The 15,517-nt window shown below is 61.6% G+C and carries 2 protein-coding genes; both read left to right on the forward strand.

All coding sequences use genetic code 11. From position 1 onward, the window contains the following. Positions 1-633 precede the first annotated feature (633 nt). Positions 634-15,003 carry a retention module-containing protein gene (locus NL116_RS26825; protein ID WP_494374766.1) on the forward strand — a complete coding sequence of 4,790 codons (14,370 nt, stop codon included), beginning with the start codon at positions 634-636 and terminating at the stop codon, positions 15,001-15,003. Between the two features lie 149 nt (positions 15,004-15,152). Continuing rightward, the gene (locus tag NL116_RS26830) at positions 15,153-15,491 is read left to right on the forward strand and encodes a tryptophan synthase subunit beta (protein ID WP_494374767.1); all 339 of its coding nucleotides are present in this window, start codon (positions 15,153-15,155) and stop codon (positions 15,489-15,491) included. The last annotated feature ends 26 nt before the right edge of the window (positions 15,492-15,517 follow it).

The following is a 15,517-nucleotide window of genomic DNA, read 5'->3' on the forward strand; positions in this document are numbered from 1 at the left end:
GAGCAAAATTTTCCCGGAGATTATGGGTCGATGCTGTTCGCCTGGTGACGCTATCAGCGTCTTTATAACAATTACCGTCCAGCAGATCGCCCCCTCGAAGTATCCCCCTTTGGCCGCCTTTAACTGATAATCCGCGCCCCACCGACTATTAACCCCTGCCTGGATTTCCGGATGGACTTCCAGTGCCTGTCTCATAGCCTGCGCAACGCTCTGTACCTTAACTAAACCGGTGCCTGGAGCGATGAATAACGCCATGTATCACTGTAGACGAGCGATGTCGATTTCCCTGAGTGACTTGCAGAGACTCGCTGCGAAACATGCAAATGCGTCGGAAAATGAACGTGCGCATTACCGTATGTCGGAAAGTTGAAAACTGGAACCGAATCGCACTCGGCAAGACCCTCTGTTATAGAAATATCAATGTGACATTACTGGGACGAGTGTTTAGGATGGCACCTGCAAGGTCAATAGTTTGGCATATAGTCAATAGCGAAAAAGCATAGACAATTTATTGACGAATATCCGCGTCAAACTTGCGTCTACTCTTGTTTTAAACGTACACCCGGCCAAGGCTGGCCGAGTGTTGTCAGGTCCCCTGCAAGTCAACTGAATGCGCCACCCGGAGAGTCTTCAATGAGCAGTGTTGTTGCCATCGTCAAAAGCATTGTCGGTCAAGTGTTCGCGGTGTCCCCAGAGGGCGTCCGACGTGTACTCGTTGAAGGCGATCGGTTACTCGCAGGCGATCAGGTAGACACGGGCGCCGCCGGCGCCGTCACGCTCGAACTGGCTGACGGCCGGACTCTGGACCTGGGCCGCGATACTCAGTGGAGCGCCAGCGCTCCGGACTCCAGCACCGACCTGGCAGAGGCCACCGCACAGGCCGCGCCATCGGTTGAAGAACTGCAGCAAGCCATCGTCGCCGGTGCCGACCCGACCAAAGACCTTGAAGCCACTGCGGCCGGCCCCACGGCTGCCGGCACCGGCGGCGCAGCAGGGGGCGGTCACAGCTTCGTGATGCTGGATGCCACCGCTGGCCGGGTGGACCCGACCGTGGGTTTCCCGACCGCGGGCTTCAGCACTGCAGGCTTGGTGGCAGAGGACATCACCAACGGGCAAACAGCCAACAACAACCCGAACCTGCAACGTGAGTCGACCCTGAGCCTGACCGCCACGCCGACCATCACCGAAGCCGGCGGCGTACTGGTTTACACCGCGACCCTGACCCAGGCGCCGCTGACCGACCTGAGCATCACCTTGTCCAACGGCTCGGTGATCGTGATCCAGGCTGGCCAACTGACCGGCACTGTCAGCGTGCCGCTGGCACCGAACGACACCGTTTATAACGACCCGACCCAGATCGATGTGACCGTCACCGGCACCACGGGCGGCAACGGCATCATCGTCACCTCCCCGACGACTCCGGCCGTGACTCAAGTCACCGACACCGTCGACGCCACCACCGTTACCCTGACCGCAGGCGCCAGCGTGACCGAAGGCGGCGTGATCACGTACACCGCGACGCTGACCAACCCGGCTCAGACCCCGGTGACCATCACCCTGTCCAACGGCTCGACCATCACCATCGACGCCGGCAACACCACGGGCACCGTTAACGTGCCGACCGCGGCCAACGACGTCTATAACAATGGCAGCACCGTCACCACCACGATTACCGGTGCCACGGGCGGCAACTTCGAAAACCTGGTCCCGAGCACCACCCCGGCGGTCACCACCATCACCGACTCCCGCGATGACACGGGCCTGAGCCTGTCGGCGTCCACTGAAGTGGCCGAAGGCGGACAGATTTTGTACACCGCGACCCTGACCAATCCGGCCGGCACGCCAGTCATCGTGACCTTGAGCAACGGTGCGGTCATTACCATCGCGGCGGGCGCGACCACCGGCAGCGTTAGCGTCCCGGCACCGGCCGATGACGTCTACAAAGACGCCGGCACAGTCGAAGCGACCATCAAGGACGCCACCGGCGGCAATTTCGAAAATCTGGTCACAGATCCAGCAGCGGCGGTGACTGACGTCACTGACACCCTGGACACCTCGACCGTCAGCCTGACCGCCACCAGCAGCGTGGCCGAAGGCGGCACCGTGGTTTACACCGCATCGGTCGGTGCTCCGGTTACCGGTTCACCCGTGATCGTGACCTTGTCCAACGGCCAGACCATTACCATTCCGGTCGGCGACAGCAGCGCCAGCGTGAATTTCACCGCACCGAACGATGCCTTGGCTGGCGGCGGTTCGCTGAGCGTAAAAATCGACGACGCCACGGGCGGCAACTACGAGAAGCTGGACGTTGACGGCAAATCGGCGGACACCGCGATCACCGATACCCCGGACACGACCACCGTTAGCCTGACCGCGACCGATTCCGTCGCTGAAGGTGGCTCGATCGTTTACACCGCGACCCTGACCAACGCTGCCGACACGCCAGTGACCGTCACCCTGAGCAATGGCGCAGTGATCAACATCGCGGCGGGGGCGAGCACTGGCTCGGTGACCGTCAAGGCACCGGCCGATGACGTCTACAAAGACGCCGGCACAGTCGAAGCGACCATCAAGGACGCCACCGGCGGCAATTTCGAAAATCTGGTCAAAGATCCAGCAGCGGCGGTGACTGACGTCACTGACACCCTCGACACCTCGACCGTCAGCCTGACCGCCACCAGCAGCGTGGCCGAAGGCGGCACCGTGGTTTACACCGCGTCCGTCACCGCACCCGTCACCGGTTCGCCGGTCGTCGTGACCTTGTCCAACGGCCAGACCATTACCATTCCGGTCGGCGACAGCAGCGCCAGCGTGAACTTCACCGCACCGAACGATGCCTTGGCTGGCGGCGGTTCGCTGAGCGTAAAAATCGACGACGCCAAGGGCGGCAACTACGAGAAGCTGGACGTTGACGGCAAATCGGCGGACACCTCGATCACCGATACCCAGGACACGACCACCATTAGCCTGACCGCGACCGATTCCGTCGCCGAAGGCGGCTCGATCGTCTACACCGCAACCCTGACCAACGCTGCCGACACGCCAGTCACCGTCACCCTGAGCAATGGCGCAGTGATCAACATCGCGGCGGGGGCGAGCACTGGCTCGGTGACCGTCAAGGCACCGGCCGATGACGTCTACAAAGACGCCGGCACAGTCGAAGCGACCATCAAGGACGCCACCGGCGGCAATTTCGAAAATCTGGTCACAGATCCAGCAGCGGCGGTGACTGACGTCACTGACACCCTCGACACCTCGACCGTCAGCCTGACCGCCACCAGCAGCGTGGCCGAAGGCGGCACCGTGGTTTACACCGCCTCCGTCACCGCACCCGTCACCGGTTCGCCGGTCGTCGTGACCTTGTCCAACGGCCAGACCATTACCATTCCGGTCGGCGACAGCAGCGCCAGCGTGAACTTCACCGCACCGAACGATGCCTTGGCTGGCGGCGGTTCGCTGAGCGTAAAAATCGACGACGCCACGGGCGGCAACTACGAGAAGCTGGACGTTGACGGCAAGTCGGCAGACACCGCGATCACCGATACCCAGGACACGACCACCGTTAGCCTGACCGCGACCGATTCCGTCGCTGAAGGTGGCTCGATCGTTTACACCGCGACCCTGACCAACGCTGCCGACACGCCAGTGACCGTCACCCTGAGCAATGGCGCGGTGATCAACATCGCGGCGGGGGCGAGCACTGGCTCGGTGACCGTCAAGGCACCGGCCGATGACGTTTACAAAGACGCCGGCACAGTCGAAGCAACCATCAAGGACGCCACCGGCGGCAATTTCGAAAATCTGGTCACAGATCCAGCAGCGGCGGTGACTGACGTCACTGACACCCTCGACACCTCGACCGTCAGCCTGACCGCCACCGACAGCGTGGCCGAAGGCGGCACCGTGGTTTACACCGCCTCCGTCACCGCACCCGTCACCGGTTCGCCGGTCGTCGTGACCTTGTCCAACGGCCAGACCATTACCATTCCGGTCGGCGACAGCAGCGCCAGCGTGAACTTCACCGCACCGAACGATGCCTTGGCTGGCGGCGGTTCGCTGAGCGTAAAAATCGACGACGCCACGGGCGGCAACTACGAGAAGCTGGACGTTGACGGCAAGTCGGCAGACACCGCGATCACCGATACCCAGGACACGACCACCGTTAGCCTGACCGCGACCGATTCCGTCGCTGAAGGTGGCTCGATCGTCTACACCGCAACCCTGACCAACGCTGCCGACACGCCAGTCACCGTCACCCTGAGCAACGGTGCGGTCATTACCATCGCGGCGGGCGCGACCACCGGCAGCGTTAGCGTCAAGGCTCCGGCCGATGACGTCTACAAAGACGCCGGCACAGTCGAAGCAACCATCAAGGACGCCACCGGCGGCAATTTCGAAAATCTGGTCAAAGACCCGACTGCCGCTGTAACCAGCGTCACTGACACCCTCGACACCTCGACCGTCAGCCTGACCGCCACCAGCAGCGTGGCCGAAGGCGGCACCGTGGTTTACACCGCATCGGTCGGTGCTCCGGTTACCGGTTCGCCCGTGATCGTGACCCTGGCCAACGGTCAGACCATCACCATCGATATTGGCAAAAGCAGCGGCACCGTCAATGCCGTGGTCTCGAACGATGTGGTCAATGGTCACGCACCGGTCACCAACTCGATCACCAACGTCAGCGGCGGCAACTACGAAAATCTGGTGGCCGATAAAACACCGGTCAGTACCAGCGTGACCGACACCGTTGACACCACCACCCTGTCACTGACGGCCACCGGCAACGTCAACGAGGGTGGCTCGATCGTTTATACCGCGACCTTGACCAACCCGGCCGGCACGCCGGTGACTGTGACCCTGAGCAACGGCGCGACCATCACCATCGATGCCGGTAAAACCACCGGTACTGTCAAAGTCGATGCGCCGAAGGACGACGTCTACAAGGACGCCGGCAAAGTAGAAGTCACCATCAAAGACGCTGCTGGCGGCAACTTTGAAAACCTGGTCACCAACCCGGCGCCAGCCGTGACCAACGTGGCGGATACCACCAACACCACACGCCTGACCCTCAGCGCGGACACCGCGGTACTTGAAGGTTCGCACATTACTTACACCGCGACCCTGAGCCACGCCGCGCAAACCCCGGTCACCGTCACGCTGAGCAACGGTGAGACCATCACCATTGCCGCGGGCAAAACCAGCGGTTCGGTGACCATCGCGGCGCCAAGCGACGACGTCTACAGAGACACCGGTTTGCTCACCGTGAAGGTGACCGATGCCACCGGCGGCAACTTCGAGAACCTCGTCGTCAGCCCGGCACCCGCCATCACCATCGTCTTTGACACCATCAACACTACGTTACTGTCTCTGTCAGCCAGCCACACCGTCAGTGAAGGGGGCCAGATCACCTACACCGCCACCCTGAGCAACCCGACAGACACGGCCATGACCGTGAAGTTGAGCAACGGTGCGGTCATCCAGATCGCTGCTGGCGCTTCCAGCGGTTCGGTCGACTTCGCTGCACCGGCTGACACTCCGTACGTCGATGGCGGCAAAGTTGCGGCGATCATCGTCGGTCAAAGCGGTGGCAACTTCGAAAACGTTGCGGTCAACTACGCGCCGGCGGTCACCACCGTTACCGATACGAAAGACACCACCGGCCTGAGCCTGAGCGCCACTGGTTCGGTCGCCGAGGGCGGCTCGATTGTCTACACCGCGACCCTGACGAATGCCGCGGGCTCCGCCATGACCGTGACGCTGAGCAACGGCGCCGTGATCAACATTGCCAAGGGCGCCACCACCGGTTCGGTGAATGTCGCCGCGCCCAAGGATGATGTGTACAAGGACGCCGGCAAAGTCGACGCCAGCATCACCAAAACCACCGGTGGCGACTTCGAAAACCTGGTCGCCGACAAGACGCCCGCCGTCACCAACGTGACCGATACGATCAACAACAGCACCGTATCCCTGACCGCTACGGCCCATACCGTCGAAGGCGGGACCGTGGTCTACACCGCGTCCGTCACCGCGCCCGTCACCGGTTCGCCGGTCGTCGTGACCTTGTCCAACGGCCAGACCATCACCATTCCGGTCGGCGCCAGCAGTGCCAGCGTCAATTTCAAAGCACCGAACGATGCCCTGGCTGGCGGTGCAACGCTGAGCGTAAAAATCGACGGCACCACCGGTGGCAACTACGAAAACCTAGTGGCCAATAAAACCCCGGCGGTCACCTCAGTGACCGATGTCAAAGACACCACCACCGTCAGCCTGACCGCGACCGATTCCGTCGCTGAAGGCGGCTCGATCGTTTACACCGCCAAACTGACCAACGCTGCCGGTACCCCCGTGACCGTCACCCTGAGCAACGGCGCGGTGATCAACATCGCGGCGGGGGCGACCACCGGCTCGGTGACCGTCAAGGCACCGGCCGATGACGTCTACAAGGACGCCGGTAAAGTCGAAGCGACCATCAAGGACGCCAGCGGCGGCAACTTCGAAAACCTGGTCAAAGACCCGGCAGCCGCCGTGACCAGCGTCAGCGACACCCTCGATACTTCGACGGTCAGCCTGACCGCCACGCCTGCCACGGCCGAAGGCGGCAACGTGGTGTACACCGCGTCCGTCACTGCACCGGTCACTGGCCAAGCGGTCGTCGTCACCTTGGCCAATGGTGAAAAAATCACTATCGCGGTCGGTGAAAGCACCGGTTCGATCACCGTCAAGGCGCCGAACGATGCGCTGGTCGGTCATGAACCGCTGACCAACTCCATCACAAAGGTGACCGGCGGCAACTACGAGAATCTGGTCGCCGACAAAACCCCGACCTCGACCGCCATCAGCGATACCGTGGACACCACCAAGGTGACCATGACCGCCAGCGACTACGTGGTCGAAGGCGGCAACATCACGTACACCGTCAACCTCAGCAACGCCGCCGGCACTGACATGACGGTCAAGTTGAGCAACGGCGAGAGCGTCGTGATCAAGGCCGGCGACAAGTCGGGTTCCATCACCGTCCCGGCGCCGGGCGATGACGTCTACAAGGACGGCAGCAAGATCACCGTCGGCATCGCCGGCACCAGCGGCGGCAACTTCGAAAAGCTCGACGTCAGCCAGACCACGCACACGACCACCGTCAATGACACCATCGACACCACGACGCTGAAGCTCAGCGCAGACGTGAGCACCGTCGGCGAAGGTGGCCAGATCATCTACACCGCTACCCTGAACCACCCGGCCGACACGGCGATGACCGTGACGCTGAACAACGGCCTGGTGATCAACATCAAGGCCGGCGAGTCCAGCGGTTCGGCGCCGTACACCGTGCCGAATGACATCTACACCGGCGCACCGGACGTCCGCGCAGCGATCGCGGACAGCACCGGCGGCAACTTCGAAAAACTCGACACCGACCGCTCCGCCGTCGTCACCCAAGTGACCGACACCGCCGACACCACCAGCCTGACCCTCAGCGCCAGCGGTTCGGTGCAGGAAGGCGGGCAAATCGTCTACACCGCGACCTTGTCCCATGCCGCCGGCAGCGACATGACCGTGAAACTGAGCAACGGCGCGATCATCACCATCCTCAAGGATGCCGTGTCCGGCCACGTCAGCGTGGACGCGCCGAAAGACGACGTGAACCTGGACGCCGGCAAAGTCACCGCCAGCATCGACGAGGTCAGCGGCGGCAAATTTGAAAGCCTGGTGCCGGACAAATCGCTGGTGTCCACGGACATCACTGACACCATCAACGACGTGGTCGCCAAACTGACGGTGGATAACGCCAGCGTCACCGAAGGCGGCAAAGTCACCTACACCGTGACCCTGACCAACGCCGATGGCCTGCCGGTCAATAACCATGGCGACCTGTCCTTTACGTTGACTGACGGCACCGTGGTCAAGGTTGCGGCCAACCAAATCAGCGGCAGCACCTTGGTGACCACCCAGGACAATCACGTCATCAACCAGCCGGTGACGGTGGTTAATCAACTGACGGGCGTCTCGGGCACCAACACCTTTGAAAACCTGGTACTGAGCACCGACAAGACCAGCGTCACCGTCACCGACAACGACCACGCGCCGGTGTCCGCCGGCGGTGCGGTCACGGGTCTCGAAGATTCGACCATCACCTTGAGCTGGAACGACTTCAAGGTCACCGACCTCGATAACGACAGCCCGCTCGGCATCACCATCACCCAGGTATCGGGCGGTGGCACCCTGCTGTTCAACGGCGTGCAGGTCACCTTGGGCCAGACCATCAGCCAGGCGGATATCGCGCTGGGCAAACTGACCTTTGTACCCGCCGCCAATGAATCGGGGTCCGATGGTTATGGCGGAACCTGCGTTGGCAACAAAGCGTCGGATTACGCGCAGATTCAGTTCAAGCCTACCGACGGCTTCAACCAGGGCACTGAAGCGACCCTGAAAGTCGACATTACTCCGGTGGCGGATGCGCCAACGCTGAATGTCGCCGGGAACGACGTCACGTCAACGGGGTTGATAAAGGAAGTCTGGACCGGCCTGTCGGGCCTCGGCACCGATGGCAGTGGCGCAGCGACGAACACGCTGAAAAGTGTCATCGATGGCGCGGGCACGCCGAATTCCAGCAGCACGGTCAGCAATGTGCAGTCCGGTGGCGATGTGGCCCAAGGCACGGCGTCGAAAACCTCCGGCCTGATCTACCTCGAAGCCGGCAAGACGTACACCTTCAGTGGCACCGGCGATGACAGCCTGCTGGTGACCATCGGTGGCAAGAACGTCGCGGCCACTACGTGGGGCGCCGGGGCCAACCTGAACGGTTCGTTCACCCCGTCCACCAGCGGTTACTACACCCTGGACATCTACCACCACAATCAGAACGGCCCGGGCAACTATGACGTCAACCTGTCGGTTAACGGCGGCCCGGCTGTCGACCTGAGCAGCGCTGGCGTTCCGCTGTATACCGGCGTCGCGGATCTGGCCGCTTCCGGCGTGACGGTTTCCGATTTGCACGGCATCAACGGCGAAGGCTACTACGACGGCTACAAACTCAACACCGGCGCCGAAGGCACCAGCATTCACCTGTCCGCCATCAGCACGGCGCTGACCGATACCGACGGCTCCGAAAGCCTGAGCGTGAAGATCAGCGGCATCCCGGCGGGCTCGGTGCTCACTGACGGCGCGGGCCATACCTTCACCGCGACTGCGACCTCAGGCGAAGCCAATGTCACCGGCTGGAGCCTCGGTTCCCTGACCGTGACCCCGCCTGCAGGCTTCAACGGCCAGTTCAACCTGACCGTGACCTCGACGTCCACCGAGACCCTCGGCGGTTCGGCGCCAAGCACCGCAACGATCCCGGTCACGGTTTACCCGCCGGCCGCCATCAGCGAGATGGTCGCCACCCTCACGGTGGATAAAACCACCGTGGCGGAAGGCGGCCAGATTACTTACACCGTGACCCTGTCGAACAAAGACGGCATTGCAATCGAGAGTCACGATGCGCTGACCTTCAAGTTGACCGACGGCACCGTCATCACGGTGCCGGCCGACAAGACGACCGGCTCGTTCACTGTCACTGCCCCGGACGACATCCTGATGGGCGGTCAACCGACCATCGTCAACAAACTCGAAAGCGTCAGCGGCGCGGATACCCCCGGACCTCTGACCCTGGCTCAGAATTCGGTACAAACCGCCGTTACTGACGAAGCAGGTTCAGGTACCACAACCAACAACCAGGGCGACAAGGTCGGCATCACTATCGTCGGCAACGGCGCAGTGCTGGAAAACCAGGCGCCAAGCTTCACCATCAAGCTCGACAAGGCCCAGGATGTTGCCCTGACCGTGAAGTTGAGCGACGGCCAGACCGTGACCTTCGCCGCGGGCGAAACGGAAAAAGTCCACACCCTGTCGCCGCAAGGCGAAGACGTCTACAAAGACGCCGGCACTGCGACCCTGGGCATCAGCGGCGCGACTTCCGGTGGTACTGCGCTGGAAAATCTGGTGCTGGGTAACCCGGCGTCGGTGGTCATCACCGACACCCTCAGCGAAGTCGTCGTCAAGTTGACCGCGACCCCGAGCGTGAATGAAAACGGCACCATCACCTACACCGCGACCCTGACCGATGCCAAAGGCGCCTTGGTCACCGCTCACGATGTGCCAGTGACCGTCACCCTCGACAGCGGCAAGACCATCACTATCGCCGTCGGCCAGAGCTCCGGCACTTTGCTGGTGACGGCGGATAACGATGTCTACAAAGGCCAGACCACCGTCACCGAAGGCATCAAATCGGCGGCCGGTGGCAACCTGGAACTGATTGCGCCAAACACCGACAAAGTCAGTACCACGGTCAATGACGTCAACGACGCCACTACGGTGAAGCTGACCGCGACCCCGAGCGTCAACGAAAACGGCACCATCACCTACACCGCGACCCTGACTGATGCCAAAGGTGCCTTGGTCACCGCGCACGATGCGCCGGTCACCGTCACGCTCGACAGCGGCAAAACCATCACCATCGCCGTCGGCCAGAGCTCCGGCACCTTGGCCGTGAGCGCAGGCAACGACGTCTACAAAGGTCCGACCACGGTTACCGAAGGCATCAAATCGGCGGCCGGTGGCAACCTGGAACTGATTGCGCCAAACACCGACAAAGTCACCACCACGGTTAACGACGTCAACGACGCGACCACCGTGAAGTTGACCGCCACCCCAAGCGTCGATGAAAACGGCACCATCACTTACACCGCGACCCTGACCGATGCCAAAGGCGCCTTGGTCACCGCTCACGATGCGCCGGTCACCGTCACGCTCGACAGCGGCAAAACCATCACCATCGCCGTCGGCCAGAGCTCCGGCACCTTGGCCGTGAGCGCAGGCAACGACGTCTACAAAGGTCCGACCACGGTTACCGAAGGCATCAAATCGGCGGCCGGTGGCAACCTGGAACTGATTTCGCCAAACACCGACAAAGTCAGCACCTCGGTCAACGACGTCAACGACACCACCACGGTAAAACTGACTGCCACCCCGAGCGTCAACGAAAACGGCACCATCACCTACACCGCGACACTGACCGACAAAAACGGCGCGCTGGTCACCGCGCACGATGCGCCGGTCACCGTGACGTTGGACAGCGGCAAAACCATCACCATTGCCGTCGGCCAAAGCTCCGGCACCTTGCTGGTAACCGCAGGCAACGACGTTTACAACGGCGCGCCAACCATCACGGAATCGATCAAGAGCGCCAGCGGTGGCAACCTTGAAGCCCTCGGCGCTGACAAGACCGGCGTCTCGACCACAGTCGGCGACTTCAAGGACACCACCACGGTCAGTATCAGCGGCAGCAGCTCGGTGACCGAAGGGCAGACCGCCAGCTACACGGTCAGCCTGACTAACCCGGCGCAGACCGAAGTGACGCTGAAAATCGTCTACAGCGGCACCGCCGCGGACGGTTCGGATTTCACCGGTGTGTACACCGTGAAGATTCCGGCCGGCGCCAGCAGCGCCAATTTCAATGTCGCGACGCTGGACGACCGGATCACCGAAGGCACTGAAAACTTCGTGGTCAAGATCGACTCGGCCACCGGCGGCAACTTCGAGACGCTGGCGGTCAGTGCGACCAACGGCAGCGTCAGCACCTCGATCATCGACAACGATGCGCCACCAGTGCTCGACCTCGACGCCAACAACTCCAGCGGCGCCACCGGTGCCAACTACAACGTGACGTTCACCGAAGGCACCACCGGCCAGGGTGTATCGATCGGCGACACTGACCTGAAAATCACCGACCCGGACAGCACAATGCTGACCGGCGCGACCATCGTGCTGACCAACCGTCAGCCGGGCGATGCGCTGAACCTGGGCAACAGCGTCAACGGCATCACCATCAATGCCAACAGCACGAATGGCACGGTCACGCTGACGTTGTCCGGCAATGCGACGCTCGCCGACTACATGCAGCAGATCAAGAACATCAGCTTCACCAACAGCAGTGAAGACCCGAGCACCGTGCCGCGGATCATCACCGTGACCGTGACCGATGGCAGCAACTACTCCAACACCGCGACCACCACGGTGACCGTGGTTGGGGTGAATGACGCACCGACCGCCGCACCGGTCAACGTCACCGGCACCGAAGACACCCCGCTGATCCTGAGCTGGTCTACCTTTGGCGTCAGCGATGTCGACAGCCCGGCTGCCAGCCTCGGTGTGAAAATCACCGGCCTGCCCGGCGAAGGCAAATTGCAGTACCTGAACGGTTCGACCTGGACCGACGTAACGGCCAACCAGACCCTCAGCAAGACGGATATCGACGCCGGTAAGGTACGTTTTATGCCAGATGCCAACGAGTCTGGCGCCAACGGCAATAGCGCCGGCATGGGCAACAACAAGGCGGACTACGCACAGATCCAGTTCCAGCCAACCGACGGCTCGCTGCAGGGCAACACCGGCACGATCAAAATCGACATCACCCCGGTGGCTGACGCGCCAACGCTGAACGTCGCGAGCAACAACGTCACCTCGACAGGATTAATCAAGGAAGTCTGGACCGGTCTGTCGGGCCTCGGCACCGATGGCAATGGCGCATCTACGGGCACGCTGAAAAGCATCATCGATGGCGCGGGCACACCGAACTCCAGTAGCACCGTGACCAACGTGCAGTCCGACGGCAGCGTCACGGCGGGCACGGCATCGAAAACCTCCGGCCTGATCTACCTCGAAGCGGGCAAGACTTACACCTTCAGCGGTACCGGCGATGACAGCCTGCTGGTGACCATCGGCGGCAAGAATGTTGCGGCGATCACCTGGGGCGCGGGCGGTAATTTGAACGGTTCGTTCATCCCGACCACCAGTGGTTACTACACACTGGACATCTACCACCACAACCAGAGCGGCCCGGGCAGCTATGACGTCAACCTGTCGGTCAACGGCGGTGCGGCAGTCGACCTGAGCAGCGCTGGCGTGCCGCTGTACACCGGCGTGGCGGACCTGGCCGCTGCCGGCGTGACCGTGTCCGATTTGCATGGCACCAACGGCGAAGGCTACTACGACGGTTACACACTCAACACCGGCGCCGAAGGCACCAGCGTTCACCTGACCGCGATCAACACGGCGCTGACCGACACCGACGGCTCTGAAAGCCTGAGTGTGAAGATCAGCGGCATCCCGGCGGGCTCGGTGCTCACCGATGGCGCCGGCCACACCTTCACCGCCACCGCGACCTCCGGCGAAGCCAACGTCACCGGCTGGAACCTCGGCACCCTGACCGTGACCCCGCCGCCGTACTACAACGGCCAGTTCAACCTGACCGTGACCTCAACATCCACCGAGGCGCTGGGCGGATCGGCAGTCAGCACTGCGACGATTCCGGTCACGGTTTACCCGGCGGCTTACAACGCCGTTACCGCAACGTCCGGTAATGACACCTTCTCTGGCACCGACGGCAACGACATCATGATTGCTGATATCGGTGGCCTGACGGTGATTCCGGGTACCAATTACAACATCGCGTTCATGGTCGACAGTTCGGGCAGCATGAGCTCGTCGTCGATCAGCGCCGCCAAAGACTCGCTGACGTCGGTGTTCAACACCCTCAAGCAGAGCATGGGTGGCAACTCGGGCACCGTGAATATCTTCCTGGTGGACTTCGATACCCAGGTCAACAAGTCGGTATCGGTCAACCTGAACGATCCGAATGCCCTGACCGCGCTCAAATCGGTACTGGACTCGATGTCGTCCGGCGGTGTGACCAACTACGAAGATGTATTCAAAACCACGGCCAACTGGTTCCAGAGCGCTGACGCGGTGGCCAACACCGGGGCGAAGAACCTCACGTACTTCATCACCGACGGCCAGCCGAACTATTACCAGAGTGGCGAACAGGCCAACCCGACGCTGTACGGCAGCGTGAAGCTCGATGACGTGGTGAAAACCAGCAATTACAAACCGGGGGATACCTTCTCCACGACCATCGACAGCACTCACAAACTGACCATCGACAGTGACGGGAACGCGACGCTGTACACCTTGAACGGCTCCAAGAATTGGAAAGCCAGCGACGTGGGAACCGTACACGCGCAGGGCGACGGTACTTACGAGTTGTCCTACACGACGGGCAGCGGCAGTGATCAGACGATTGTTGATAACTCCACTTCCAGTTTCGCGCTGCTGAGCAATGTGTCCAACGTTGAAGCCATTGGCCTGAACAAGGGCGTCACCCTCGCCGACTTGAGCCCATACGACTCGAACCATGCGCCGCAAACCAACATCGATCCGAAAGACCTGGCCAACTCGATCGTCGGTCATACCGAAGCGACACAACCGGGCTCCGACACGGTCAATGGCGGCGACGGCAACGACATCCTGTTCGGCGACCTGGTGAGTTTCAACGGCATTGCCGGTGAGGGTTATCAGGCGATGCAGGCGTTCGTCTCCCAGCAGACCGGTGTGGACGTCAGCAAGGTCACCACCAGCAACGTGCATCAGTTCATCACTGAGCATTACACCGCGTTTGACGTGTCCGGCGCCCATGACGGCAACGACACGCTGTTGGGTGGTACGGGCAATGACATTCTCTTCGGCTCCGGTGGCAACGACAGTCTCGACGGCGGCAAGGGCAATGACATCCTGCTCGGTGGCACCGGTAACGACACGCTGATGGGTGGCTCGGGCAACGACATCCTGATGGGCGGTTCGGGTGCGGATACCTTTGTGTGGAAGTCGGGCGACACCGGCAACGATGTGATCAAGGACTTCAAGGCCAGCGAAGGCGACCGCATCGACCTGCGTGATCTGTTGCAGGGCGAGACCGGCAGCACCATCGACAACTTCCTGAAGATCAGCACGGTGGATGGCGTGTCGTCGCTGCAAGTCAGCTCCGGCGGCAAGTTCAACTCCGGCGACGCGGCAGCCGCGACTCCGGACGTGACGATCAAACTGGAAGGCAACAATTGGTCCAGCGCCAACATCCACACGTTGATTGCCGGCAGCGACCCGACCATCAAAGTCGACCACAACAACAGCTGATCCCACGAAAAACGGCCGCCCTTATGGGGCGGCCGTCACGTTTGTGCCTTTCTCCACGGTGACGATTTCGTCGCCGCACCGCATACTCGCGTCCAGTTGGCCTATGCTGCTGACAGCATGAGGCTGGTTCATTTCTGAGGGATGCTCACATGTTCTACGTGCAACGCGATGCGCAAGGTCAGTTAGTGCGTGTGGAAGCCACGGCCTACGCCGAGGCCACGGAAACACTACCCGCCGACCACCATGAAATCCAGGCTTGGTATGCCAACGAGGTGATGGAAACCAGCCTCAAACAGCTCAAGCAGAGCGACCTGGAAATGATCCGGGTACTCGACGACTTGATTCAGGTGCTGACCAGCAAAGGCGTGATCCGCGTCACCGACCTGCCGCCGGCGGCACAAGCCAAATTGATGGACCGGACCCAGGCACGTGAGGCGTTGGGCGGGTTGAGTCATTTGATCAATGATGAAGAGACGGGGTTGATCTAAAGTCCCGTCATTGTGGGTGCCTGCGT

This window comes from Pseudomonas sp. FBCC-B1667 (assembly GCF_059133255.1).